The following is a 24,280-nucleotide window of genomic DNA, read 5'->3' on the forward strand; positions in this document are numbered from 1 at the left end:
GACGTGATCACCGGGACGCGTCGGCGATCCAGTCCACCGCAGACGCCAAGGCGGCGCGCTCGTCCTTTCCGTCGGCGAGCGCCGCCTCGAACGCCCCGACCTGCCCGTCCGCGCTGGTGCCCTCGGTGACGATCGCCCGGGCGCGGGCGACATCCGCCGCACAGCCGAGCGCGTCCGCATCCTCCGCCACCAGGGCGAGGACCGCCTCCAGCGCCTCGGCGAACGGCACCGCCTCGGCCTTCGCCTCGTCGATCAGCGTCGCACGCACGCCGCTGTGCTGGGCCCGCCACAGGTTCTCCGAGGCCAGCGCCCGCGAGACGCTGTCGAGGCCGGCATTGAGGTCGGGCCGGCGCACGCACAGGCGCACCAGGCAGCGGTACAGGGCGGCGACGCACAGCGAATCGTTGAGCCGGGTGCAGGCATCGGCGATGCGCAGCTCCAGGGTCGGGAACTTGATCGACGGGCGCAGGGACCACCACAAAAAACTCGCATCCGCGATGGCGCCGGAGCGGGTCATGATCTCCACGAACCGCGCATGGGCGGCGGCATCGGCGAAGAGCTCGGGCAGGCCGGTGCGGGGCAATTCGCCGAAGACACTGAGCCGGTAGGCCATCAGTCCGGTCGCCTCGCCCTGCCAGAACGGCGAGGAGGCCGAGAGCGCCAGCAGCAGCGGCTGGAACGGCAGCAGCCGGTTCATCAGGTCGACCCGCGCGTCGGGGTCGGGCACCTCGACATGGACATGCATGCCGCAGATCAGCGCCCGCCTGGCCGCGATGCCGACATCCGACAGGATGCCCTTGTAGCGCTCGCCGTCCGTGGCGGTCTGGCGGGACCAGCGCGCGAGCGGATGGGTGCCGCAGGCGAGCAGGCTCAAGCCGTTCTCGGCCGCGATGCCGGCGAGCTGCACCCGCTGGCCGCCGAGATTGTCCCGGGCGGCCTGCGCATTGGCCAGCGGCGGCGTGCAGACCTCGACCTGTGCGGCGACCAACTCGCGCCCGGTCTCGGGCAGCTCCGCTTTCACCCGGGCATGGAAGCCAGCGAGGTCGCCCCGGGGCGTTCCGCGGGTCTCGGCATCGGCGAGGAAATACTCTTCCTCGATGCCGAAGCGATAGCTGTGGGCGCTCATCTGCGTCTCCGGCGGGCCATCGCCACCACATAGCAGCGGCCGGAAGGGTTTCGACGGTGGCGCGACGACCTATCCGGTGGCGACCGGAAGTCCGAGGGTGCCGGCGACGGCAGCCATCTTGTCGTCGAAGGTCGCCAAGGTTGCCGAGACGCGCTGGCACAGAGCGATGTTGAGGGCGTCGGGCGTTCGAAGCGTGATGTCGAGCCGGCGCAGGAAGCCCGCGGCTGCGGCGACATCCCCGGGGCCGAGGTCGACACGCTCGGCCACCGCCTCACTCCAACGGTCGAGATCGGCGAAGGCCATCCGCGCATGCTCGGCGGCGAGCTCGCCCGTTCGCACCCGGCGCCCGAGCGCCGAAGCGAATTCCGCCGCCGCGAAGTCGCTGACGACGGGGATGGGCGCCAAGGCGCGGAACAGGGCGTCGGCCCGCGCCGTCAGCGGGTCGTCCGTCAGCAGGGCGACCAGGACACTGGCGTCGAGGTAGGCTCTCACCACTCGTCGTCGCGCAGGGCGCGGACCAGTTGCCCGGCATCCTGCATGGGCGCCCGCATCGGCACGCGCCGCAGGGCGAGCCAATCGAGGTCTTCGGCGGTGATCGGGCGTCCGGCCCGACGGATCGGGTTCAGCGTCGCCACCGGTCGCCCGTCGCGCGTGATCACGACGCCCTCCCCCGCGAGCGCGCGGTCGATCAGGCCGGTGAGGTTTCGCTCCGCGTCCTGGACGCTGTGCTCGCTCATGAGCCGATGATAGGAAGCACACCGGCGACCTGTCCAGCGGCTTACGCCGAGCGCAGCGCCCCGCCCACCAGCCAGGCCGGGTCGAACCAGCGGTCGGCCTCGCCGTCATAGGGCAGGCGCGTGATGTCCCAGTTCTGGATGTACTTGGCGTAGACGTTCCACACCGCGATGCCGCCGCCCACGAAGATCCGCCGGCCCGGATAGCGCTTGAGCACCTGCTCCGGATCCTCGTGGCTGCGGATCACGTCGATGGTGCGATCCTTGAAGGCGAAGTCCGGGACCGAGGCCACGGTCTTCGGGCCGGCGATCAGCACGTGCCCCATGGTAAGCGCGAAGAAGCGCGTCACGTCCTCCACGAACAGCGGGTCGGTGTTGCCCTCCCAGGGCAGGTGCCCGTTCAGGCCGAGCTGGCCGCGCAGGCCGATCGCACAGATGCAGCGGACGTCGATCATCGTAAATCCCAACCTCTGCGGGCTCCGCCCGCAACCCGCCGGGGCCGCAGGCCCCGGACCCCTCTACGCGGGCGTGCGGAAACTCAGCACCCGATCGGTGGGGAAATCGTAGAGCTTGCCGGTCTCGGTCCAGTCCGGCGCGGCGAGCCGCACGAAGTGGGGGGCGAGATCCTCGGGCGTCTTGAGGGTCTCGGGGTCCTCCCCCGGCATGGCCGAGCGGCGCATGCCGGTGCGCAGCGGCCCCGGGTTGAGCAGCATCGCCCGGATCGCGGTGGTCTCGGTCTCCGCCGCGTAGGTCCGCACCAGCGCTTCGAGCGCCGCCTTCGAAACGGAGTACGGCCCCCAATAGGCCCGGCATTTCGAGGCGGCCCCGGACGAGACGAAGACCACCCGGCCGGCATCGGACATGCGCAGCAGCGGGTCCAGCGAGCGGATCAGGCGCCAGTTGGCGGTGACGTTCACGTCCATCACCTGGCCCCAGACCTTCGGGGTGATGTGGCCGATCGGCATGAGCGCGCCGAGGATGCCGGCATTGCCGACCAGGATGTCGAGCCGTTTCCAGCGCTCGTTGATCGCCGCGCCGAGCCGGTCGATGGCGTCGTAATCCGCAAGGTCGAACGGCACGAGGGTGGCGCTGGATCCGGCCGCCCGGATGGCGTCGTCCAGCTCCTCCAGGGCGCCCACCGTGCGGGCCACCGCGACCACGTGGGCGCCGGCCTCGGCCAAGGCCAGGGCGGCAGCCCGCCCGATGCCGCGGGACGCCCCGGTGACGACCGCGACGCGGCCTTCGAGCTTTCTCTGAGGATCAGCCATGATCAGGACCTAGCGCATTTCCGCGCCAGGGGGACCGGAAAATTCCGGTTTCAAAAGGTCCGTGACCTTTTGCGGGTGCAGGGCAGAGCTCTGCGAAGGCCCATGGGCGCCGCCCCTGGACCCCGCCAAAGGGCTTGCCCTTTAGGAGCCCCCTCTGTGCCAGCTCAGTCCGCTTCGGCTAGCATCGCGAAGCGCTTCGGGCCGGCGATGGAGAGGTCGGTCAGGCCGGTCGGGTAGTCGCCCGTAAAGCAATGGTCGGTGTATTGCGGGCAGGCCGTATTCCGCTCCTCCTCGCCCATCGCCCGGTAGAGGCCCGGGATCGACAGGAAGGCGAGCGAGTCCGCGCCGATATACTTGCGCATCGCCTCGAGATCGTGCGTCGCGGCGAGCAGCTTCTCCCGCTCCGGCGTGTCGATCCCGTAGAAGTCCGGGTAGGTGATCGGCGGCGAAGCGATCCGGAAATGCACCTCCGCGGCGCCGGCCTCGCGCATCATCCGGACGATCTTCACCGAGGTCGTGCCGCGCACCAGGCTGTCGTCAACCAGCACGATGCTCTTGCCCTCGATCGCCGCCCGGTTGGCCGAGTGCTTCATTCGCACGCCGAGCTCGCGCACCGACTGGGTCGGCTGGATGAAGGTGCGGCCGACATAGTGGTTGCGGATGATCCCCATCTCGAAGGGGATGCCGGTCTCCTGGGCGAAGCCCAGCGCAGCGGGCACGCCGGAATCCGGCACCGGCACGACGATATCGGCCGCGACGGCGGCCTCGCGGGCGAGCTCGTGGCCGATGGCCTTGCGCACCGCGTAGACGCTCTTGCCGTTCACCAAGGAATCCGGCCGTGCGAAATAGATGTACTCGAAGATGCACGGGCGCATCGGCACGGCGTCGGCGAAGCGGATCGACTCGACGCCTTCTTCGGAGATCACCACGACCTCGCCGTTCTCGATATCGCGGACGTAGCGAGCGCCGATGATGTCGAGGGCGCAGGTCTCGGAGGCGAGCATGTAGCGGCCGTCGAGCTCGCCGAGCACCAGCGGGCGGATGCCCAGAGGGTCGCGGGCGCCGATCAGCTTCTTGTTGGTAAGCGCCACGATCGCATACGCGCCCTGGATCGCCTGCAGGGCGTCGATGAAGCGCTCGACGATCCGGGGCTTCCGCGAGCGGGCCGCCAGGTGGAGGATCACCTCGGTGTCGGAGGTCGACTGGGTGATCGCGCCGTCGCGCACGAGGTCGCGCCGGATCGACAGGGCGTTGGTGAGGTTGCCGTTATGGGCGACGGCGAGGCCGCCGCTGGCCAGCTCGGCGAAGAGCGGCTGCACGTTGCGCAGGATGGTCCCGCCGGTGGTCGAGTAGCGCACGTGCCCAATGGCGGCGCGGCCCTTGAGCCGGGCGATGGTGTCGCCGTCCGAGAAGGAATCGCCCACGAGACCGGGGCGGCGCTCGGAATGGAACACCGAGCCGTCGAAGGAGACGATCCCGGCCGCCTCCTGCCCGCGATGCTGCAGGGCGTGCAGGCCAAGCGCCACGATGGCCGAGGCCTCCGGGTGCCCGAAGATGCCGAAGACGCCGCACTCCTCGCGCAGCGTGTCGCCGTCGAGGTCGAAATCGGAGGCATAAGCGTCGGAGTGGGACATGCTGCGATCGATCACTTCACGAGTCCCGGCGGCGACGGGCCGGCGCGCCGGTCGTCGCGGATATCATCCGATTGGTTCCGGAACCGCTATCTAGGCGCTCCGCGCAGACCGACCAACGGCGCGTGCCGCAGATCAGCGTCGCGTCGGGCTCGGCGCGGTCTCGGTGCGGCGCTGGGGCGCCGGATCGGTCTCGGCAGGCGCGTCGGCCGCCTCGTTGGGCGGCGTGACAGCCTTCGGCTTCTTGAACTGCTTCAGGAAGCCCTCCGGATTCTCAGGCAGCTGGGCCACCAGGGCGTCGCCGGATTTCTCCAGCATCGGGCGCGTGCGCGCCTGCGCCGCCCAGTCCGGCACCTTGCCCTGAACCAGCCAGGACAGGAACACCCAGCCGATCACGCAGATCAGGAAGCCGCGCCCCGCCCCGAACAGGAAGCCGAGCGAGCGGTCGACCGCGCCGATGCGCGAATCGAGCACCACGTCGGAGATCTTCACGGTGATAATCGAGACGACGATCAGCGTGCCGAGGAAGATCGCCGCGATGGAGGCGACCAGCGCCACGGTATCGCTGTTGACGTGCTGCTTCACCAGCGGAAGCAGCATCGGATAGAACGACCACGCGACGGCGGCGGCGGCCACCCAGGCGATGATCGCCAGCACTTCGCGGGTGACGCCACGCACGGCCGCGAGCAGCGCGGAGACCGCGACGATGCCGAGCACGACGAGATCCAGGACGGTAAACGGCATCTGTGAACTTTAGGCACCAGTGGGGATGCCGCGGCGGCCCTGCGGCTCCCCAGGACCGCAGACGAAGTATACCAAGCCGAACCTCGGCCGTCACCCTCGGCGAGGGGCCTCCAGTGCGGCCTGTGCCGTCCGTGCATCAGACCAGGCCGGGGCAACAGGGCGGCTCAATGCCAGACTGGGGCGCCGCGGCGGCGTTTTGCAGGTCACCCCGTTGGGCGCGAGCGTTCGACGCCCACTCAACGCGGATAGAAGCACACACCCATCGTCAGCCCTCGAACGACTTATCTGCACCGACGAGCATATCGCGACCATTCTTGGGCACCGGGAAGCCATACCCGTCCCCGGTTTTTTCCCACCTTAAGTCGCCGGACAGGTGATAGGGACTGACATACAATTCCATACCAATCTTCTGTAAGGCTAGATGAAGGGCCTGAATTGAGTCGACTCCCGCAGCAAAACTCGCCCTGTTTTGATTTGGCCACCCAATCTGATATCGACACGCCCAAACTCCGTCCTGCAATTCTGGAGCATGGATAGAAATCTCCACTTGGTTATCACCGGACGGCAAACGCACCGCTAGATTTCTTTTTGCGATGATCATGGCAGCGTCCTTAGAAGTTTAGGGGCGGAATCGAATGCCCGCGCTCGCATGCAACAAGTCTAACCATAGCTTGGGCGTAGCATGCACGCAGACCAGTAAATTTGCAAACAATCAAATCGCGGCGATACTGTTCGTCACAGTCTTCTTGAGATGCAGCAAGAGAGAACAGGGGTAACTTGCGAGCATTCACGATCTTTTGGGGCGGGGATAAGTTGGTAGTTCCGCCGTCAGTTCATCGCCCAGTGCCTGTGTGCCTTGCAGGAATGCGAGGCTGATTTGGATTGTATTCCTTAGATGTAATTTCGTTTTCGATGAGCGCCCTCCTTATTTCAAGACAGCATAACTCTATCTGTCTGCTAGCGACCGCAAAGGCGATTTTTGAATCGTTTCGCATGTACAGCCTCCTTAATCAGGGCATCCCTATCTGAATAAATTCCTATTGTCAAGCAGCCTATCAGTAGAGCATCCGTTTGCCGACCCCGTGGCACCGGCGCTGTCAACAGATCGCACGCCGAATGACGCATTGTGCCAACCGTCGACATGCCGCGAGCGTTACTCCGGCGGACTCCCGCCGTTCACAAGCCGGACGATTTCTTTTCTGCAGACAACTGTTTTGCTATGAACCGCAGACAGACATCCGTCTCGAAAATCCGTTCATGCATCTTGCATGTCAGCTCAGGAATGATTGGACGGTAGGCTTCCGGTAGATGACTGAATCCCAAACGATTGATAGCGCCCACGGCGCCCGGCTGACCATCGATCTCGGGGCGATCGCGGCGAACTGGCGGATGCTGGCCGCCCGGGGGGCCGATTGCGCCGCCGTGGTGAAGGCCGATGCCTATGGCTGCGGCGTCGCCCGGGTCGGGCCGGCCCTGTGGCAGGCCGGGTGCCGGACCTTCTTCGTCGCCCACCTGTCCGAGGGCATCGCGGCCCGGGCCGCCCTGCCGGAGGCCGCGATCTACATCCTGAACGGCCTGCCGCCCGGCGCTTGTACGACCTTCGCGGCGCACGACCTGCGCCCGGTGCTAGGCAGCCGTGAGGAAATCGCCGAATGGGCGGCCTTCTCGGGCGGGCGTCGAGCGGCGGCGCTCCATGTCGATACCGGCATGAACCGCTTGGGGCTGCCGGTGCCGGAGGCGCTGGAGCTTGCCGGCGATCCGTGCATCGCGGCCGCCGGCATCGATCTGCTGCTCAGCCACTTCGTCAGTGCCGAGAAGCCGGCCGACCCGGTCAATGCCCGGCAGATCGCCGATTTCGCCCGGATCCGGGCGGCCTATCCGGGCCTGCTTGCGTCCCTCGCCAATTCCTCCGGCGTGTTCCTCGACGGCGCCCGGCACGACCTGCTGCGCCCGGGCTACGCCCTGTTCGGCGGCAACCCGACGCCGGACTCCGCCAACCCGATGCGCCCGGTGGTACGGCTGGAGGCCCTGATTGCGCAGGTGCGGCCTGTCGAGGCCGGAACCAGCGTCGGCTATAACGGCCGCTGGACCGCCCCCGCCCCGAGCCGGCTCGCGACCCTATCCCTCGGCTACGCCGACGGCTTCCCCCGGGCGATCAGCGGACGCGGGCAGGCGCTGGTCGGCGGCGTGCCCTGCCCGATCCTGGGCCTGGTCTCGATGGACCTGATCATCCTCGATGTGACCGCGGCGCCCGCGGCCCGGCGCGGCGCGACGGCCGTGCTGATCGGCGACAGCCTGGACATCGACACGGTCGGCCGCGCCGCCGGGACAATCGGCTACGAGATCCTGACGGGGCTGGGTTCGCGTTATGTTCGAACTTATGTAGGGTGATCCGACTCCACCCTCGAATGCCGGACCGGCGGCACGCGGACCCGAATGGCCAAGATCCACCAGACCTTCGTCTGCCAATCCTGCGGGGCGGTCTACAACCGCTGGCGCGGGCGCTGCGAGGCGTGCAACGGCTGGAACACGATCGTCGAGGAGGCGGCCGCCGCGCCCGGCCAGTCCGGCCCGCTCGCGACCCGGCCGTCGCGTGCCCGCGGCCGGGTGTTTCCGCTGGAGGGGCTGACCGGCGAGACCAAGGAGGCGCCGCGCATCCCCTCGGGGATCGGCGAGCTCGACCGGGTGACCGGCGGCGGCTTCGTGCGCGGCTCGGTGATCCTGCTCGGTGGCGATCCCGGCATCGGCAAGTCGACCCTGCTGATGCAGGCCTCGGCCGCCATGGCGGGCACCGGCGAGCGGGTCGCCTACATCTCCGGCGAGGAGGCGGTCGGCCAGGTCCGCCTGCGCGCCGAGAGGCTGGGGCTCAGCGACCGGCCGGTGGACCTCGCCGCCGAGACCAATGTCGAGGACATCATCGAGACCCTCAGCCAGGGCCGCCCGCCGGCTTTGGCGATCATCGATTCGATCCAGACCATGTGGACCGAGACGGTGGAATCGGCCCCCGGCACGGTCACGCAGGTGCGCTCCTCGGCCCAGGCGCTGATCCGCTTCGCCAAGACCACCGGCACGGCGGTGATCCTGGTCGGCCATGTCACCAAGGACGGGCAGATCGCCGGCCCCCGGGTGGTGGAGCACATGGTCGACGCGGTCGCCTCGTTCGAGGGCGATCAGGGCCACCATTTCCGCATCCTGCGCGCGGTGAAGAACCGGTTCGGCCCCACCGACGAGATCGGCGTGTTCGAGATGACCGATGCGGGGCTCGCCGAGGTGCCCAACCCCTCGGCCCTGTTCCTGGCCGGGCGCGACCATCAGGCCGCCGGCACCGCGGTCTTCGCCGGGATGGAGGGGACGCGGCCCCTGCTGGTGGAGATCCAGGCACTGGTGGCCCCCTCCTCGCTCGGCATGCCGCGCCGCGCCGTGGTCGGCTGGGACCCGAACCGGCTGTCGATGGTGCTGGCCGTGCTCGAGGCCCATGGCGGCATCCGGCTCGGCACCCACGACGTGTATCTGAACGTCGCCGGCGGCCTGCGGATCACCGAGCCGGCGGCCGATCTCGCGGTGGCCGCGGCCCTGGTCTCGTCCCTGTCGGGGGCGGTGCTGCCGCCGGAGACCGTGTATTTCGGTGAGATCGGCCTGTCCGGGGCGATCCGGCCGGTCGCCCAGGCCGGATCTCGGCTGAAGGAGGCCCAGAAGCTCGGCTTCGCCAAGGCCCTGATCCCGCAAGGCCGCGGCGAAGGCGACAAGGCGCTGGCAGTAGAGACCCTCCGGCACATCGCCGATCTCGTGGCTGGGATCAGCGCCGGCGCGCCGCGGCGCAGTGGTGGGCAGCGCGGGCGGGCGCAATCGCGCTACGCCGACGAGGAGGTCTGAACGGCTAGCCGCCGGTCACGCTCATGTGCCGCGGCACCGCGGCCGGGCGTTGGCGCTCGATGATGAAGTCGTGCCCCTTCGGCTTGCGCGTGATCGCCTCGACCACGGCGGCGGCCAGCACGGCATCGTCGTTTGAGGCCCGCAGCACCGCCCGCAGATCCGCCGAGTCTTCCTGGCCGAGGCACAGGTAGAGCTGGCCGGTGCAGGTCAGGCGCACCCGATTGCAGCTCTCGCAGAAATTGTGGGTCAGCGGCGTGATGAAGCCGAGCTTGCCGCCGGTCTCCTCGACCCGGACGTAGCGCGCCGGGCCGCCCGTGCGATCGGGCAGCGGGGTCAGGGTGTAGCGGCTCTCCAGGCGCTGCCGGGCCACCGACAGGGGCAGGAACTGGTCGGTGCGGTCGGCCTCGATCTCGCCCAGCGGCATCACCTCGATCAGGGTCATGTCCATCCCGAGCCCGTGGGCCCAGGCGATCATGTCGGGGATCTCGTCGGCGTTGACGTCGCGCAACGCCACCGCGTTGATCTTGACCTTCATGCCGGCCGCCCGCGCAGCCGCGATACCGTCGAGCACCACCGGGAGATCGCCGCGGCGCGTGATGGCCCGGAACTTGGCCGCGTCCAGGGTATCGAGCGAGACGTTGATCCGGCGCACCCCAAGGCTCGCCAACTCGTTCGCGTAGCGCGCGAGCTGGGTGCCGTTGGTGGTCAGCGTCAGTTCCTCCAGAGCGCCCGAATCGAGGTGCCGCGACAGGCGGCGGAACAGGTGCATGATGTCGCGGCGCACGAGCGGCTCGCCGCCGGTGATCCGGAGCTTGCGCACGCCCCGGGCGATGAACACGCCACAGAGCCGGTCCAGCTCCTCCAGGGTCAGCAGGTCGCGCTTGGGCAGGAACTGCATCGTCTCCGACATGCAGTAGGCGCAGCGTAGGTCGCAGCGATCCGTCACCGAGATGCGCAGATACGAGATCGCCCGCTGGAACGGGTCGATCAACGGCGCGGGCGCCGGCGTGCGGAGCGCACCGGCCGTAAACCCCTGCGGCGTGCTGGAGATGTCATTGAGCATGATTGAGCATATGATGCCCGATACGGTCGTGGGCAAGCAGCCCCCGGGCCGCAGCCCCCGGATGCTTGAGGAGTGTGACCCGTGAACGAGGATCTGTGGCCGACCGAGATCCGCCTGTCGGCCGACCGGCGGGTGCTCAACGTCGCCTTCGAGGATGGGTCGCGCTTTGCCCTGCCGGCCGAGTACCTGCGGGTGTCGAGCCCGTCCGCCGAGGTGCAGGGCCATTCGCCCCTGGAGCGCAAGGTGATCGGCGGCAAGCGCGCGGTGGCGATCCTGGCGGTGGAGCCGATCGGCAACTACGCCGTCAAGCTCGGCTTCGACGACATGCACGACACCGGCATCTACGGCTGGGGCTACCTGCACACGCTGGGCCGGGATTACGACGCGCGCTGGCAGACCTACCTGTCCGAGCTGGCCGAGCGCGGCCTCGACCGCGAGACCGCGCGCACCGCCCCGGCGAAGCAGACCGGAGGGTGCGGCTCGGGTTCGTGCGGCTGCCACTGAGGCAGCATCGGCATCAGCACGCCCCCGCCGGCCTGTCGCCCGACAAAATCGGCACTCGCGTCGTCGCGCCCGTTTGACTCGACCTGCGCGGGCCGGCGCCCTGCGTATCGCGACGGCGCAACAACAGGGATTTCCATCCGCACGCCCCTGAAGAGACGATCCGTCCACCGAGCGGCATGTGCGTCTCCGCACGCGGCATGTGCCCGGCGCGGGTCTCCGGCTGCATGGCACGTCCACCTTGCGTTGCACAAAACTCCCTGGGTGGATTAGAATTCTTCCTATTCTGAACCCAGAGACCCGTTCGTCGGGTTAGCCCGCATAGGCGGACGCGTGGACCAGAGGATCGGTCGTCGCCTCCGGCTCGGCTCAGACCCGACCGAGCGCCGTTCCGGCGTTGCCAGACAGGATATTTCGATGATCAAACTCACCGTGAACGGGGCTGCGCGCAGCTTCGACGGCGATCCCGACATGCCACTGCTGTGGTACCTGCGCGACGAGCTGGGCCTCACCGGCACCAAGTTCGGCTGCGGCGTGTCGCTGTGCGGCGCCTGCACGATCCATCTGGGCGGCGCCGCGACCAGGGCCTGCATCACGCCGATCTCGGCGGCGGCCGACCAGGAGGTCGTGACCATCGAGGGCCTGTCGCCCGACGGCAACCACCCGGTGCAGGTCGCTTGGCGCGACCTCAACGTCGCCCAGTGCGGCTACTGCCAGTGCGGCCAGATCATGCAGGCCGCCGCGCTGCTCAAGGACACGCCGAAGCCGTCCGAGCAGGACATCGACGACACGATGAGCGGCAACATCTGCCGCTGTGGCACCTATCCGCGCATCCGTGCGGCGATCCATCAGGCCGCCGGCCAGACGGCGCCCGCCGGCAAGGGAGAGCGCCTGTGATTCACGACGCCCAGATGATGGCCGAACTGGCCTCAGCCAAGCCGACCGCCAAGCCGGTCCTCGCCAATGTCAGCCGCCGCGGCATCCTCGGCGGCGCCGGCGCCCTGGTGCTGGCCCTGTCCCTGCGCGACGCCCGCGCCGACGAGGGCCAGACCGCCGAGCAGAAGGCCCAGAAGTTCGGCGCCGACGGCATGCCGCATGGCTGGCGCGACGATCCGAAGATCTTCGTGTCGATCGCCCCGGACGGCACCGTCACGGTGACCAACCACCGCTCCGACATGGGCCAGGGCGTGCGCACCTCCGTGGCGCTCACCGTCGCCGACGAGCTCGAGGCCGATTGGCCGAAGGTAAAGGTGGTCCAGGCCTGGGGCGACGAGGCGCGCTTCGGCAACCAGGACACCGACGGCTCGCGCTCGCTGCGCCACTTCTTCCAGCATTTCCGCCATGCCGGCGCCGCCGCGCGGCTGATGCTGATCGAGGCCGCGGCCAAGCAATGGGGCGTGCCGGCCTCCGAGGTGACGGCGTCCAACCACATCCTCACGCACGCCAAGTCCAAGCGCAGCCTCGGCTACGGCGCCGTGGCGCAGGCGGCCTCCGAGCTGCCGGTTCCGACCAATGTCACGCTGAAGGACCCGAAGGACTTCCGCTACATCGGCACCGGCAAGATCGGGCTGATCGACAACTTCGACATCACCACGGGCCGGGCCGTCTACGGCCTCGACACCAAGCTCGACGGGATGCTGTACGCGGTGGTCGCCCGCCCGGCGGTCTATGGCGGCAAGGTCAAGTCCTACGACGACACCGAGGCCAAGAAGGTCGCGGGCGTCGTCAAGATCTTCAAGATCGACGGCGGCGAGATCCCGTCCGAGTTCATGCCGCTGGGCGGCGTCGCGGTCGTTGCGAAAAATACCTGGGAGGCTCTGAAGGCGCGCGACGCGCTCAAGATCACCTGGGATGACGGCCCGAACGCCGGCTACGACACCGACGTGTTCCGCAAGGAGCTCGAGGCCGCCGCGCGCAAGCCCGGCAAGGTGGTGCGCAACCAGGGCGACGTCGACGGCGCGATGGCCAAGGCCAAGACCAAGGTCGAGGCCGAATACTTCGTGCCTCACCTGGTCCAGGCCCCGATGGAGCCCCCGGCCGCCGTGGCCCGGGTCAAGGACGGGTTCTGCGAGGCCTGGGCCTGCACGCAGGGTCCGCAGGCGGCCAACGATCGCCTGATGAAGGCGCTCAAGCTGCCCGACGACAAGGTCAAGGTGAACGTCACGCTGCTCGGCGGCGGCTTCGGGCGCAAGTCCAAGCCGGATTACGTGGTCGAAGCCGCCCTGTGCTCGCAGGCGGTGGACGGCGCACCGGTCAAGCTCGCCTGGACCCGCGAGGACGACATCCACCACGGCTACTACCACACGATCTCGGTGGAGCACCTGGAGGCCGGCCTCGACGAGAAGGGCATGCCGGTGGCCTGGCTGCACCGCTCGGTGGCGCCGACGATCGGCTCGATCTTCGCGCCCGATCCGAAGCACGAGCTGCCGTTCGAGCTCGGGATGGGCCTGGTGAACACGCCGTTCAACCTGCCCAACGCCCGGATGGAGAACCCGGAAGCCGCCGCCCATGTCCGGATCGGCTGGTTCCGCTCGGTCTCGAACATCCCGCACGCCTTCGCGATCCAGTCCTTCGTGTCGGAGCTGGCGCATGCCGCCGGCCGCGACCCGAAGGAGTACCTGCTCGACCTGATCGGCCCGGCCCGGAAGATCGACCCGACCTCCATCGGCGACGTCTGGAACCACGGCGAGGACCCGAAGCTCTACCCGATCGATACCGGCCGCCTGCGCGGCGTGATCGAGGCCGCCGCCAATGGCGCCGGCTGGGGACGGCAGATGCCGAAGGGCCGCGGCCTCGGGATCGCCGGCCACTACAGCTTCGTCACCTACACGTCGGTGGCGGCTGAGGTTGAGGTCGACGACAAGGGTCAGGTGAAGGTGCACGCCATCGACATCGCGGTCGATTGCGGGCCGCAGGTGAACCCGGAGCGCATCCGGTCCCAGATGGAAGGCGCCGTGGTCATGGGGATGGGGCTCGCCCTCACCTCCGAGATCACCTTCAAGCAGGGCCGGGCGCAGCAGAACAACTTCGACGGCTACGAGATCATCCGGATCGACGCCGCCCCGAAGGTGGTCCGCGTGCACCTGGTGCCGACCGGCTCCTATGACGGCCCGCTCGGCGGCGTCGGCGAACCCGGCGTGCCGCCGGTGGCGCCCGCCATCGCCAACGCGGTCTTCGCCGCCACCGGCCGGCGCGTGCGGCAATTGCCGATCCGCGACCAGCTCAGCGCCTGAACCGCGCTCCCTCGCGACGCGTTGGGGGACCGGGGACCTGATCCCCGGCCCCCCACAATGAAAGAGTTCGATACGATGATGCGTCCTGCCGCCTTCACGGTTTCCGTCACGGTGCCCCTGGCCCTGATCCTGATGGCGGCCCCCGTCCTCGCCTCCCCCTGCTCGGACAAGATCGACGCCCTGTCCAAGCGGGTGACGTCGGAGGCGACCGCCTCGATCTCGGCCTCGACCAGCGGCCAGGGCAACGCCGCCAAGCGCAGCGGCGAGGGCATGACCGGCACCGAGGGCCAGCGCGCCAACGAATCTCCCCAGGCCCCGCCGGAGAAGTCGGCCCAGGCCGGTGAGGGTGCGGATGCCGCCCAGCAGGCCAAGGTTGCGCTCGACGAGGCGCGCACCGCGGATTCGAAGGGTGATGCGACGGCCTGCGAGGCCGGCGTAGCCCGCGCCGAGAGCCAGTTGAAGAAGGCGCCCTGAAGCGCCGCTCCGCGCCTCCTTGCGCGCGCCTCAGGATTGGCGGAGCGCTTTGACGTTCCGTCGATCCCAGGGGCCGTGCGACGTCAGACCGTCACCTGCGTCCCGACCTCGACCACCCGCCCCGTGGGGATCTGGAAGAAGTCCGTGGCGTCGTTCGCGTTCTTGGCCAGCGTTATGAAGATCCGATCCTGCCAGAGCGGCATGCCCGAATGGGTCGCCGGGCGGATCGAGCGGCGGGACAGGAAGAACGACGTCGCCATGATGTCGAACTTGAAGCCCTGGCGGCGCAGCAGCACCAGGGTTTTTGGGATGTTCGGCGTTTCCATGTAGCCGAACTTCATCACGACCTTGAAGAAATGCGGCCCCACGGGCTCGAGCCGGACCTTGTCGGCTTCGTTGGAGCGCGGGGTGTCCACCGTCTCGACGGTGAGGATCACGTTCTTCTCGTGCAGCACCTTGTTGTGCTTCAGGTTGTGCAGGAGCGCGGCCGGGGCGATCTCGGGGTCGCTCGTCAGGAACACCGCGGTGCCGCGCACGTGGTGGGGCGGGCTTTTCTCCAGCATGCCGACCAGCTCGACCAGCGGTACGTCGGTCTTGCGGGTCTTGTTGAACAGGATCGTAACCCCGCGCACCCAGGTCCACATCAGCACGATCAGGGCACCGGCCAGGATCAGGGGCACGTAGCCGCCCTCGACCACTTTGATCAGGTTGGAGAGCAGGAACAGGAACTCCAGCACGATGAAGGGCAGCATCACCAGCGCGGCCGCCACCGGCGACCAGCCCCACATCCGCCAGATCACCAGGAAGGTCATCGAGGCGGTGAGCAGCATCGTGCCGGTCACCGCGATGCCGTAGGCCGAGGCCAAGGACGACGAGGTCTTGAACAGGACCGCCAGCAGCACGACGCCGATCATCAGGAGCCCGTTGATCTGCGGCAGGTAGATCTGGCCGGCATGCGATTCGGAGGTGTGCCGGATCTCGAGGCGCGGCAGCAGGCCGAGCTGGATCGCCTGCCGGGACAACGAGAAGGCGCCGGTGATCACCGCCTGGCTCGCCACCACGGTGGCCAGCGTCGCCAGCACCACCATCGGGAGCAGGCCCCAGGCCGGGACGAGCTGGAAGAACGGGTCGGCAGTGTCGGGCTTCTCCAGCACCAGGGCCGCCTGGCCGAGATAGTTCAGGGCGAGCGCCGGGAAGACCAGGCAGACCCAGGCCACCTGGATCGGCTTGCGGCCGAAATGCCCGAGATCGGCGAACAGCGCTTCTGCGCCGGTCACCGCCAGGAACACCGCACCGAGCGCGACCAGTGCCCCGGTGCCGTGCCCGAGCAGGTAATGCACCGCGTACCAGGGGTTGGCGGCGCGGAACACCTCCGGGTGCAGGCCGATATGCGGCAGGGCCGCGAGCGCCATGGCGACGAACCACACGACGGTCATCGGCCCGAAGAAGGCCGCGACCTTGGCGGTCCCGCGATTCTGCACGAGGAACAGGGCGATGATGATCGTCACCGTGATCGGCAACACGTAATCGTCCAGCGCCGGGGTGACGAGCTTCAGCCCCTCCACGGCCGAGAGCACCGAGATCGCCGGGGTGATGACCGCGTCGCCGTAGAACAGCGAGGCGCCGAGCAGCCCGAGCATGAAGACGATCCGCGAGCCGCCGAGCGCCTTGCGGGCCAGCGCCATCAGCGAGAGGATGCCGCCCTCGCCGTTGTTGTCCATGCGCAGCAGGATCAGGACGTACTTCACCGTCACGATCAGGAAGAGCGCCCAGAGGATCAGCGAGACGGTGCCGATCACCTCCTCGGGCAACAGGATGCCGTCGGTGCGGGCCGGGACCAGCGCCTCGCGGAAGGCATAGAGCGGGCTGGTGCCGATATCGCCGTAGACGACGCCGACCGAGCCGACCAGCAGCGTCCAGAAGCCGGCATGGCCGTGCCGCGTCTCGGCTTTCTCGGGGGCATCAAGGGCGCCGGCGGGGGCCGCCGCCTGCTCGGGCCCGGAGCCGCCGGTCTCGCCTCCCGCCGGGGCGGGCGCCGAGGCAGGGTTGGGCGGGGCGTCGGAGGCCGCGGGCACGGGCTGAGGTGCTACGCCGGGTGCGAAGGTCTGGCTCATGCGGAATGTCGGAGGCTCGGGCGTGGCCGGCGTTTCGCGGATCGGCTCAGGGGGCCTGGTGGGGCCGGGCAGGAGGACGCGAAAACTCCGCCGAACCACGCGGGCCGGCCACCAGGCCGACCGCTCACGGGATCGTGCGGCCTTGCTATCACGGCCTCGGGCGGCCGGAAACCGGGTGCACGGCGAAGATCAGGGCTTCGGTGGGAGCGGGGCCGGCGGGGAAGGCTGCCCGGGGCAGAGGAATTTACTTAATTCTCTTGGGACTCAAGAGTTCTCCGAACTTCTAATCACCCGCCTTGTCATCCCGGGGCCGCGAAGCGGAGCCCGGGATCCATAACCGCCGACAGTTCAAAATCTTGCGCCGTCGGCGGCTCTGGGTTCCGGGCTCGCCTGCGGCGCCCCGGAATGACACGGCGGTTAATCCTGCCGTCCAGCGCGACCTGCGTCCGGCTATTCGGCCGCGGTGCGCGTGTCGCCGCCCTGCTGGCCGAAGCGGCGCTCGATGTACTCGATCACGACCGTCTCGAAATCCTTGGCGAGCGTCGCACCGCGCAGCGTCATGGCCTTCTTGCCGTCGATGAACACCGGGGCGGTCGGGGTCTCGCCGGTGCCCGGCAGCGAGATGCCGATATCGGCGTGCTTTGATTCGCCCGGGCCGTTGACGATGCAGCCCATCACGGCGACGTTCAGCCCCTCGACCCCCGGATAGGTCTTCTTCCATTCCGGCATGGAGGTGACGATCCAGTTCTGGATGTCCCGGGCCAACTCCTGGAAGGTGGTCGAGGTGGTGCGCCCGCAGCCCGGGCAGGCCGCAACCATCGGCACGAAGGTGCGGAAGCCCATGGTCTGCAGGAGCTCCTGGCTCGCCTTGACCTCGACGCTCCGGTCGCCGCCCGGCTCGGGGGTGAGCGAGTAGCGGATCGTGTCGCCGATCCCCTCCTGCAGCAGCACGCCGATCGCCGCCGAGGCCGCCACCAGGCCCTTGGAGCCCATGCCGGCCTCGGTCAGGCCCAGATGGATCGCGTAATCCGAGCGGCGCGCCACCTCGCGGTAGACCGCGATCAGGTCCTGCACCGCCGAGACCTTGGCCGACAGGATGATCTTGTTCTGCGGGAGGCCGAGTTCGACCGCCCGGTCGGCCGAGCCGATCGCCGAGCGCACCATCGCCTCGCGCATCACCGCGCGGGCATCGATCGGCCGCGGCAGCTTGGCGTTCTCGTCCATCAGGTGGGTGAGCAGCTCGCCGTCGAGCGAGCCCCAGTTGGCACCGATCCGCACGGTCTTCCCGTACTTGATCGCCTGCTCGATGATCGAGGAGAACTGGGTGTCCTTCTTGTCCTTGAACCCGACATTGCCGGGGTTGATCCGGTACTTCGCCAGGGCCTCGGCGCAGGCCGGATGGTCGGCCAGCAGCTTGTGGCCGATATAATGGAAGTCGCCGACCAGCGGCACGTGGACGCCGATCCGGTCCAGGCGCTCGCGGATCTTCGGCACCGCGGCCGCAGCCTCATCGCGGTCGACGGTGATGCGGACCAGCTCCGAGCCGACCCGGGCGAGCTGGGCGACCTGCGCCACCGTGCCGTCGATGTCGGCGGTGTCGGTGTTGGTCATCGACTGCACGACGATCGGGGCGCCGCCGCCGACCATGACCGCGCCTTCGCCCTCGCCGACCGTGACGCCCACCGTGCGGTGGCGCGGCGCTGGGCCGGCGATCTCCGGACCACCGGTGGTCAGGCTGGTCTCGGCGGCGGGACTTTCGGAGCGGATGGCTTCCATGACTTCCATCGTGGACCTTCGCGTGCGCGTTTCGCGAAAAAGCGCCGACCCTGGTTCGGGCCGGTCGGGCGTTTCGCGGCGCGCGCCTCGCCGGAGCTTCGGGGCTGCGGGCCGCCCGCGGGTTAGCTGCGGACGACGCCGCGCAGCGTCAAGCCGACACCGCGCATGACAGCATCGCGGCTGTCATGTCGTATCCGGATGCGGATGTCGAGTTTGCCGCGTGCGCAACATCGGTTTTCGTCGGCCCCTGTTGCCGAATCGCGCGCCGCGGACCGGTTGTCATGGGGCCCTCCAGATTCGCGCACGGTTGATGTTGCAGTGCAGCATCCCATTTAGGGGATCCTGTTTCTGGAGGCCGACATGAGCGAGCACCCCCACGGCGGTGAGCCGCACAATCCGGCGACTGCCGTCCCAGAGGTCCCGGTTTCGGACGGGATCGAGCCCTTTGCCACCCATCCGCCCCATCCAACCCATCAAGTCCTGGCCGGCCCCCGGGCCGAAAAGCCGGTGGCGCTCGCCCTACAGGGCGGCGGCGCGCACGGCGCCTTCACCTGGGGCGTGCTCGACGCGCTGATCGAGGACGGGCGCCTGTCCTTCGAGGCGGTGACCGGCGCGAGCGCCGGGGCGATGAACGGCGTCGTGATGGTGGACGGCTGGCTCAAGGGCGGCCCGGACGGCGCCCGCGAGGGACTCGAGCGGTTCTGGCGCGAGGTCAGCCTCGACGGCGACCTCGGGCCGGCGCAGCGCAACTTCGTCAGCGGGCTGTTCAGCCTGTGGAAGGGCAACCCGGTGGCCGAGTTCTGGTCCAAGATGCTCTCGCCGAGCCCCTACGTGTCGAACCCGCTCAACATCAACCCGCTGCGCAAGGCGCTCGCCGAGCAGATCGATTTCGAGCGCCTGCGCGAGGCCGAGACCGCGGGCCTGTTCGTCTCGGCCACCAATGTCTGGACCGGCAAGCTCGCGGTGTTCGAGCGCGAGCGCCTGACGGTCGATCACCTGATGGCCTCGGCCTGCCTGCCCACGGTGTTCCAGGCGGTGGAGATCGACGGCGTGCCCTATTGGGATGGCGGCTATCTCGGCAACCCGCCGCTCTACCCGCTGCACCGGGCGGCCCAGACCCGCGACATCGTGCTGGTCCAGATCAACCCGGTCGAGCGGCGCGAGACCCCCCGCACGGAGAGCGAGATCCGCGACCGGCTCAACGAGATCACCTTCAACGCCAACCTGATGCGGGAATTGCGGGCGATCGACTTCATCGACGGCCTGATCGAGGACGGCACCCTCGGCCAGGGCGGCTACCAGCGCGTTCTGGTGCACCGCATCGACGGCACCGACGCGCTGGAGGATTACAACGCCGCCTCCAAGCTCGATGCGCGCTGGACCGTGTTCAAGCGCCTGCGCGACAAGGGCCGCGCCGCCGCGCAGGCTTGGCTGTCCGAGACCTACGGCACCATTGGGCAGGCCTGTACCCTCAATCTGCGGGATGCGTATCAGTAAATCGATAATCTTGATGTCAAAATATCCGTTCTTTTGAGATTACACTCCACTCAATATAGGATCGATAGACGGATTACAAAGATAGTCATGCCATTTCACGGTGGTGCGTTTCGCTATCAACGATTCGTCTACAGTAAAAAAGCCCGGCGGTAAGAGGGCGTTCACAAAACTGATCTATCCAGGCCCGCTGACCGGAGCCCGATCAGGCCCGGTGATTCTGACCTCAAGGGCGGGCCATGAGATTTCGTCTGATCGACCTCAAGACCGGCGTGAAGATCGCGCTGGTCATGGCCCTGATGCTGGTGATCACCGCCGGCGTCTCGGCGGTCTCGCTCCGCAATATCGGCTTGATCGAGGATGCGGAGGCCTGGACCGTCCATACCCATGAGGTTCTGGCCGAGGTCGACCGGATGACCGTGGCCATGGTCGACCGGGAGACCGCCCTGCGCGGCTACCTGATCTCGGCCGATCCACGGTTCCTCGAACCCGAGGAGGCCGGGCGGAAGGCCTTCGCGGCGTCCTGGGAGGCGGCACGCCAGCTCACCGCCAACAATCCCACGCAGCCGGGACGTCTCCTGGCGTTGAAGACCCTGGCCGAGCGCTGGAGCGCAGAGGTCGCGGATCGCGAACGCGCCCTGATGAAGGATCCCGACACCCGGGATGAGGCGCGCCGGCTTGAAGCTTCGGGTGTCGGGAAGGGCGTGATGGACGCCCTGCGCGCGAAGGCGGCGGAGATCGGGCAGGTCGAGCAGGATCTGCTCAAGGATCGGAGCGCCGCCTCGGCGGCCGCCATCGCGGCGTCGCGGGCGGCGAGCCTGATCGGCCTTGGATCGATCGTTGTCACCGCCCTGGTCGGGTCGCTGCTTCTCCACAACGGCATCGGCAAGCCGATCCACCGGATGACCCAGGCCATGACGGCACTCGCCGCCAACGACCTCACCGTCGCGATTCCCGGCGTGGGGCGCCGGGACGAGATCGGCGCCATGGCGGGTGCCGTGCAGGTGTTCCGGGACGGGCTCGCCCGGACGAAGGCCCTCGAAGAGGAGGCCGCCCGGACCCAGGCCGGGCTCGAGGCTCAGCGCAAGGCCGCGATGCGCGAGATGGCGGCCACGTTCGAGGGTGCCGTCGGCGGGATCATCCGCGCCGTCGCGACGGCCGCGGCGAACCTGAAATCCACCGCCGCGCATATGAGCAGCGTGGCGGCCGAGACCGCCAGCCAGTCGACCCATGTGGCTGCGGCGGCCGAGCAGGCGGCCGCCAACGTCAACACCGTGGCGGCCGCCGCCGAGGAACTCGGCGTCTCCGTCAACGAGATCGGTCGCCAGGTGCAAGCCTCCGCCGACCTCGCCGACGCGGCGGTGCTGGAAGCCGGGAAATCCGCGGACCTCGTGCGCAACCTGCGCGACGGCGCCGTCAAGATCGGCGCCGTGGTCGACCTGATCAGCGGCATCGCCGGCCAGACCAACCTGCTGGCGCTCAATGCCACCATCGAGGCCGCGCGCGCGGGCGAGGCGGGCCGCGGCTTCGCGGTGGTGGCGACGGAGGTGAAGGAACTGGCCGGCCAGACCGCCAAGGCCACCGGCGAAATCGCCCGGCAGATCGGCGAGATCCAGTCCTGGACCGGAGAGACGGTGGACGCGATCGGACTCATCGTCGGCCGCATCACGGAGATGAGCGGGCTGTCGACCGGGATCGCCGCGGCGATCGAGGAACAGGGCTCGGCCACCCAGGAGATCGTCCGGAACGTCGGGCAGGCGGCGACCGGGGCCGGTGAGGTCACGATCAACATCGCCGGGGTCGCCAGCGCTGCCGAGGGCGCCGGGGCCGCCGCCGAGCAGGTGCTGGGCTCGGCCTCCGAACTCTCGGTCCAGGCCGAGCGGCTCGACCAGGAGGTCCACCGCTTCCTCGACACGGTCCGGGCCGCCTGAGCGAAGCTCGGCGCTGCCCCCCCTGGGCCCCGCCAAAGGGCCGAAGGCCCTTCACGATTGCGGTGTCGGGATCTCCGCGGCGTGCGCCCTAGATCCCGTTCGGGCGTGCGAGCGCCCGTGACCGTGCGAGGCCGCTGCCATGACGATGTTGCGCCGCGAGGCCCTGATCCTGCTCGGTGCCGGATGTGCCGGCGCGGCTCGCGCTGCGCCGTCGGGCCGGGCGACCGATTTCGCCTTCGAGCACCCGGAGGGCGGCGCGATGCCGCTCTCGGCCTATGCCGGGCGGCCGATCCTCGTAGTCAACACCGCCACCGCCTGCGGCTATGCCGGGCAGCTCGCCGGGCTCCAGACCCTGTGGACGCGCTTCGGCGACAGGGGGCTCACGGTGATCGGCGTGCCGTCGCCGGATTTCGGCAATCAGGAGCCGCTCGACGGCCCCGCCATCGCCGAGGCCGCGCGCAAGAATCACGGCGTGACCTTCCCGCTGACCGCCAAGACCCGGGTGAAGATGCCCGGCGCCCACCCGTTCTACCAATGGGCGGCGGCGGAGCGGCCGGGCGAGACCCCGCGCTGGAACTTCCACAAATACCTGATCGCCCGGGACGGCTCGCTCGCCGCCGCCTTCGCCACGCAGGTGGAGCCGACCGACCCCAGGATGGTCTCGGGCATCGCCGCCACCCTCGATCAGGCCTGACGACATTGGGACGCTGAAGGCGGGGATTAAACCCCCAGGCCGATGCGTTCTCACCCCATGGCATCAGACAAGTACACGCATCCGGACATCGTCGACCTGCTGGTGCCCCTGCGGCGCTATGCCCGCTCGCTGACCCGCGACGCGCTGCGGGCGGACGATCTGGTGCACGACACGCTGGTGCGCGCCCTGGAGATGCAGGGCTCCCTGCGCCCCAACACCAACCTGCGCACCTGGATGATGACGGTGCTGCACAACGCCTTCATCGACGAGCAGCGCCGACGCCAGGTCGAGGCGCGTCACGCCGACGCATTGGTGCGGATGAGCGAGGACATGGCGCCTCCGGCTCAGGAGGGTCGCGTCCGCCTCGCCCAGATCCGGCAGGCCTTCCTGACCCTCCCGGAGGAGCAGCGCGCCGCCCTCCACCTCGTGACCCTGGAAGGCATGGCCTATGCCGATGCCGCCGCGGTGCTCGGCATCCCGATCGGGACGCTGATGTCCCGCTTGGGCCGTGGTCGGGCGGCACTTCGGGCCTTCGAGGACGGCAACCGGGGCCGCGCCGACGCCGAGCCCGAGACCACCCGACCGGAGGCACGGCGCGGCACCTTCCCCGGCCTGCGCCTCGTCGCGTCCGATGAGGCCCGGGACCGGCCGCCGATGAAACGCGCCGCAGGCGATGCCTGAGGCATCAAGGCCGCAGCGCGCTGGCACACATAAACGATGACGACCGGCGGATTTGCCCCTGCGGCACGCTGGAATCGAGGACTTCACCGATGATGGATCCGATAACAGACGACGATCTCATCGCTTTCGTCGACGGGCAGATCGACCCGATGCGCCGCCTCGACGTCGAGGCGCACCTGGCCGCCCATCCCGGGGCTGCCGCCCAGGTGATGGCCGATCTGCACGACCGCGACGCCCTTCGCGCCAGCTTCGGGCGCCTGCCGGGGCCGGGACCGGACCGCAACGTCGCGCTGGCGCGCCGCCTCGACCGCAACCTGCGTTGGAGCCGCGTCGCCTCGCGGCTCAAGCGCGCCGCCGCCATCGTGGTGCTGGTCGGCGCGGGCTGGCTTGCCCATGACGAGATCGGCCGGTTCGGCGTGCCCGACACGATGGCCGCAACCCCCGACCCGGCCCTGATCGCCGATGCCCGCCAGGCCCGCGCCGTTGCGCAGTTGCGCAAGAACATCGCCAACCAGGGCGACCGCCCCGTCTATGACCGGACCCGTCTCCAATCGGTCACCGGCATCGATCTGCCGCCGCTCCCGGCCGGCTGGCAGGTGCGCGACATCCAGATCTTCCCCGGGCGTCACGGCACCGGCATCGAGATCGCCTTCGAGGCCGGCGCCCTGGGCGAGGCCTCCCTGTTCGCGACACGGGGGCTGCGCGGCGGCCCGGCGGCCCTCACCGGCTCCGACGATGGCGCGCTCCTGTCCTGGAATGCCGGCGACACCGCCTACGCGCTGAGCGGCCCGCAGGACGACACGGTCCTGCGACAGGCTGCGGGGATGCTGGGGGCCGGCGCGACGACGCGCTGAGACGGAGAGAACGGCCGTCGCGGAAAGCTTCTCATTCCGCGCGTCCCTTTTCCCGGGCGCATGCAGCGACAGCGGAATGCGCCCCGTGA

22 protein-coding genes are annotated in these 24,280 nt (G+C 69.0%); 11 read left to right on the plus strand and 11 right to left on the minus strand.

Features of this window, described 5'->3' with window-relative positions; genetic code table 11:
* Nucleotides 1-7: 7 nt before the first annotated feature.
* The 8 genes from MKK65_RS28610 to MKK65_RS28645 all read right to left on the minus strand — a co-directional run bounded on the left by MKK65_RS28610 (nt 8) and on the right by MKK65_RS28645 (nt 6,104).
* Nucleotides 8-1,126, minus strand: a complete 1,119-nt coding sequence (locus MKK65_RS28610) for a carboxylate-amine ligase (protein ID WP_243961559.1) — start codon at nt 1,124-1,126, stop codon at nt 8-10.
* A gap of 69 nt (nt 1,127-1,195) precedes the next feature.
* Nucleotides 1,196-1,618: a type II toxin-antitoxin system VapC family toxin gene (locus MKK65_RS28615; protein ID WP_243961560.1), complete on the minus strand. Its 423-nt coding sequence runs from the start codon at nt 1,616-1,618 to the stop codon at nt 1,196-1,198.
* Complete coding sequence (locus MKK65_RS28620) at nt 1,615-1,863, minus strand: type II toxin-antitoxin system Phd/YefM family antitoxin (protein ID WP_058191879.1); 249 nt, start codon at nt 1,861-1,863, stop codon at nt 1,615-1,617. The genes MKK65_RS28615 and MKK65_RS28620 overlap by 4 nt, the downstream gene beginning before the upstream one ends.
* Before the next feature lie 41 nt (nt 1,864-1,904).
* Complete coding sequence (locus MKK65_RS28625) at nt 1,905-2,315, minus strand: dihydrofolate reductase (RefSeq protein ID WP_243961561.1); 411 nt, start codon at nt 2,313-2,315, stop codon at nt 1,905-1,907.
* A gap of 63 nt (nt 2,316-2,378) precedes the next feature.
* On the minus strand, nt 2,379-3,128 hold the full coding sequence (locus MKK65_RS28630; protein ID WP_243961562.1) for an SDR family NAD(P)-dependent oxidoreductase: 750 nt from the start codon (nt 3,126-3,128) through the stop codon (nt 2,379-2,381).
* A gap of 164 nt (nt 3,129-3,292) precedes the next feature.
* Nucleotides 3,293-4,762 (minus strand): amidophosphoribosyltransferase, encoded by a 1,470-nt coding sequence (purF, locus tag MKK65_RS28635; RefSeq protein ID WP_243961563.1) that lies wholly within the window; start codon nt 4,760-4,762, stop codon nt 3,293-3,295.
* A 132-nt stretch (nt 4,763-4,894) separates the two neighbouring features.
* Nucleotides 4,895-5,503 (minus strand): CvpA family protein, encoded by a 609-nt coding sequence (locus tag MKK65_RS28640; protein WP_058191883.1) that lies wholly within the window; start codon nt 5,501-5,503, stop codon nt 4,895-4,897.
* A gap of 265 nt (nt 5,504-5,768) precedes the next feature.
* Entirely contained in the window at nt 5,769-6,104 is a 336-nt protein-coding gene (locus tag MKK65_RS28645) for a DUF6968 family protein (RefSeq protein WP_243961564.1), read from the minus strand.
* 707 nt (nt 6,105-6,811) lie between these two features.
* Between MKK65_RS28645 and alr the strand changes: the two genes are divergently transcribed.
* Together alr and radA are read left to right on the plus strand one after the other, a co-directional pair.
* Complete coding sequence (alr, locus tag MKK65_RS28650) at nt 6,812-7,894, plus strand: alanine racemase (RefSeq protein WP_243961565.1); 1,083 nt, start codon at nt 6,812-6,814, stop codon at nt 7,892-7,894.
* Between the two features lie 45 nt (nt 7,895-7,939).
* On the plus strand, nt 7,940-9,376 hold the full coding sequence (radA, locus tag MKK65_RS28655) for a DNA repair protein RadA (RefSeq protein WP_243961566.1): 1,437 nt from the start codon (nt 7,940-7,942) through the stop codon (nt 9,374-9,376).
* Between the two features lie 4 nt (nt 9,377-9,380).
* Here radA and moaA read toward each other — a convergent pair whose 3' ends face one another.
* A complete protein-coding gene (gene moaA / locus MKK65_RS28660) occupies nt 9,381-10,439 on the minus strand; it encodes a GTP 3',8-cyclase MoaA (protein ID WP_243961567.1) in 1,059 nt (352 codons plus the stop codon).
* Between the two features lie 81 nt (nt 10,440-10,520).
* On the opposite strand from moaA, the gene MKK65_RS28665 reads away from it, so the two are divergent.
* From MKK65_RS28665 to MKK65_RS28680, 4 genes are all read left to right on the plus strand, one after another.
* Nucleotides 10,521-10,943 (plus strand): gamma-butyrobetaine hydroxylase-like domain-containing protein, encoded by a 423-nt coding sequence (locus tag MKK65_RS28665; protein ID WP_243961569.1) that lies wholly within the window; start codon nt 10,521-10,523, stop codon nt 10,941-10,943.
* Between the two features lie 414 nt (nt 10,944-11,357).
* The gene (locus MKK65_RS28670) at nt 11,358-11,837 is read left to right on the plus strand and encodes a (2Fe-2S)-binding protein (protein ID WP_092042949.1); all 480 of its coding nucleotides are present in this window, start codon (nt 11,358-11,360) and stop codon (nt 11,835-11,837) included.
* On the plus strand, nt 11,834-14,173 hold the full coding sequence (locus MKK65_RS28675) for a xanthine dehydrogenase family protein molybdopterin-binding subunit (RefSeq protein ID WP_243961570.1): 2,340 nt from the start codon (nt 11,834-11,836) through the stop codon (nt 14,171-14,173). Before MKK65_RS28670 ends, MKK65_RS28675 begins: the two co-directional genes overlap by 4 nt.
* 75 nt (nt 14,174-14,248) lie before the next feature.
* Complete coding sequence (locus MKK65_RS28680; RefSeq protein ID WP_243961572.1) at nt 14,249-14,647, plus strand: hypothetical protein; 399 nt, start codon at nt 14,249-14,251, stop codon at nt 14,645-14,647.
* 83 nt (nt 14,648-14,730) lie between these two features.
* On the opposite strand, the gene MKK65_RS28685 is transcribed toward MKK65_RS28680, so the two are convergent.
* Nucleotides 14,731-16,761: a potassium transporter Kup gene (locus tag MKK65_RS28685; RefSeq protein ID WP_058191888.1), complete on the minus strand. Its 2,031-nt coding sequence runs from the start codon at nt 16,759-16,761 to the stop codon at nt 14,731-14,733.
* Nucleotides 16,762-17,211: 450 nt separating this feature from the next.
* The gene (ispG, locus tag MKK65_RS28690; RefSeq protein WP_409565511.1) at nt 17,212-18,546 is read right to left on the minus strand and encodes a flavodoxin-dependent (E)-4-hydroxy-3-methylbut-2-enyl-diphosphate synthase; all 1,335 of its coding nucleotides are present in this window, start codon (nt 18,544-18,546) and stop codon (nt 17,212-17,214) included.
* A 351-nt stretch (nt 18,547-18,897) separates the two neighbouring features.
* Between ispG and MKK65_RS28695 the strand changes: the two genes are divergently transcribed.
* The 5 genes from MKK65_RS28695 to MKK65_RS28715 all read left to right on the plus strand — a co-directional run bounded on the left by MKK65_RS28695 (nt 18,898) and on the right by MKK65_RS28715 (nt 24,191).
* Nucleotides 18,898-20,034, plus strand: a complete 1,137-nt coding sequence (locus MKK65_RS28695; RefSeq protein WP_243961575.1) for a patatin-like phospholipase family protein — start codon at nt 18,898-18,900, stop codon at nt 20,032-20,034.
* Nucleotides 20,035-20,270: 236 nt separating this feature from the next.
* A complete protein-coding gene (locus MKK65_RS28700; protein ID WP_243961578.1) occupies nt 20,271-21,962 on the plus strand; it encodes a methyl-accepting chemotaxis protein in 1,692 nt (563 codons plus the stop codon).
* A 139-nt stretch (nt 21,963-22,101) separates the two neighbouring features.
* Nucleotides 22,102-22,656: a glutathione peroxidase gene (locus MKK65_RS28705; RefSeq protein ID WP_243961580.1), complete on the plus strand. Its 555-nt coding sequence runs from the start codon at nt 22,102-22,104 to the stop codon at nt 22,654-22,656.
* A gap of 57 nt (nt 22,657-22,713) precedes the next feature.
* A complete protein-coding gene (locus MKK65_RS28710) occupies nt 22,714-23,337 on the plus strand; it encodes a sigma-70 family RNA polymerase sigma factor (RefSeq protein WP_243961581.1) in 624 nt (207 codons plus the stop codon).
* An 89-nt stretch (nt 23,338-23,426) separates the two neighbouring features.
* Nucleotides 23,427-24,191, plus strand: coding sequence for an anti-sigma factor family protein (locus tag MKK65_RS28715; RefSeq protein WP_243961583.1), 765 nt, complete (start codon nt 23,427-23,429; stop codon nt 24,189-24,191).
* Nucleotides 24,192-24,280 lie beyond the last annotated feature (89 nt).

The sequence above is a fragment of the Methylobacterium sp. J-001 genome (genome assembly GCF_022829565.1).
In the GTDB taxonomy this organism is placed as follows: domain Bacteria; phylum Pseudomonadota; class Alphaproteobacteria; order Rhizobiales; family Beijerinckiaceae; genus Methylobacterium.

Coding starts and splice junctions, on each gene's coding strand:
- MKK65_RS28700 (WP_243961578.1), top strand. CDS start 20,271: ATGAGATTTCGTCTGATCGACCTCAAGACCGGCGTGAAGATCGCGCTG.
- alr (WP_243961565.1), top strand. CDS start 6,812: ATGACTGAATCCCAAACGATTGATAGCGCCCACGGCGCCCGGCTGACC.
- MKK65_RS28680 (WP_243961572.1), top strand. CDS start 14,249: ATGATGCGTCCTGCCGCCTTCACGGTTTCCGTCACGGTGCCCCTGGCC.
- purF (WP_243961563.1), bottom strand. CDS start 4,762: ATGTCCCACTCCGACGCTTATGCCTCCGATTTCGACCTCGACGGCGAC.
- ispG (WP_409565511.1), bottom strand. CDS start 18,546: ATGGAAGTCATGGAAGCCATCCGCTCCGAAAGTCCCGCCGCCGAGACC.
- radA (WP_243961566.1), top strand. CDS start 7,940: ATGGCCAAGATCCACCAGACCTTCGTCTGCCAATCCTGCGGGGCGGTC.
- moaA (WP_243961567.1), bottom strand. CDS start 10,439: ATGCTCAATGACATCTCCAGCACGCCGCAGGGGTTTACGGCCGGTGCG.
- MKK65_RS28670 (WP_092042949.1), top strand. CDS start 11,358: ATGATCAAACTCACCGTGAACGGGGCTGCGCGCAGCTTCGACGGCGAT.
- MKK65_RS28695 (WP_243961575.1), top strand. CDS start 18,898: ATGAGCGAGCACCCCCACGGCGGTGAGCCGCACAATCCGGCGACTGCC.
- MKK65_RS28630 (WP_243961562.1), bottom strand. CDS start 3,128: ATGGCTGATCCTCAGAGAAAGCTCGAAGGCCGCGTCGCGGTCGTCACC.
- MKK65_RS28685 (WP_058191888.1), bottom strand. CDS start 16,761: ATGAGCCAGACCTTCGCACCCGGCGTAGCACCTCAGCCCGTGCCCGCG.
- MKK65_RS28625 (WP_243961561.1), bottom strand. CDS start 2,315: ATGATCGACGTCCGCTGCATCTGTGCGATCGGCCTGCGCGGCCAGCTC.
- MKK65_RS28620 (WP_058191879.1), bottom strand. CDS start 1,863: ATGAGCGAGCACAGCGTCCAGGACGCGGAGCGAAACCTCACCGGCCTG.
- MKK65_RS28640 (WP_058191883.1), bottom strand. CDS start 5,503: ATGCCGTTTACCGTCCTGGATCTCGTCGTGCTCGGCATCGTCGCGGTC.
- MKK65_RS28710 (WP_243961581.1), top strand. CDS start 22,714: ATGGCATCAGACAAGTACACGCATCCGGACATCGTCGACCTGCTGGTG.
- MKK65_RS28610 (WP_243961559.1), bottom strand. CDS start 1,126: ATGAGCGCCCACAGCTATCGCTTCGGCATCGAGGAAGAGTATTTCCTC.
- MKK65_RS28645 (WP_243961564.1), bottom strand. CDS start 6,104: ATGATCATCGCAAAAAGAAATCTAGCGGTGCGTTTGCCGTCCGGTGAT.
- MKK65_RS28705 (WP_243961580.1), top strand. CDS start 22,102: ATGACGATGTTGCGCCGCGAGGCCCTGATCCTGCTCGGTGCCGGATGT.
- MKK65_RS28715 (WP_243961583.1), top strand. CDS start 23,427: ATGATGGATCCGATAACAGACGACGATCTCATCGCTTTCGTCGACGGG.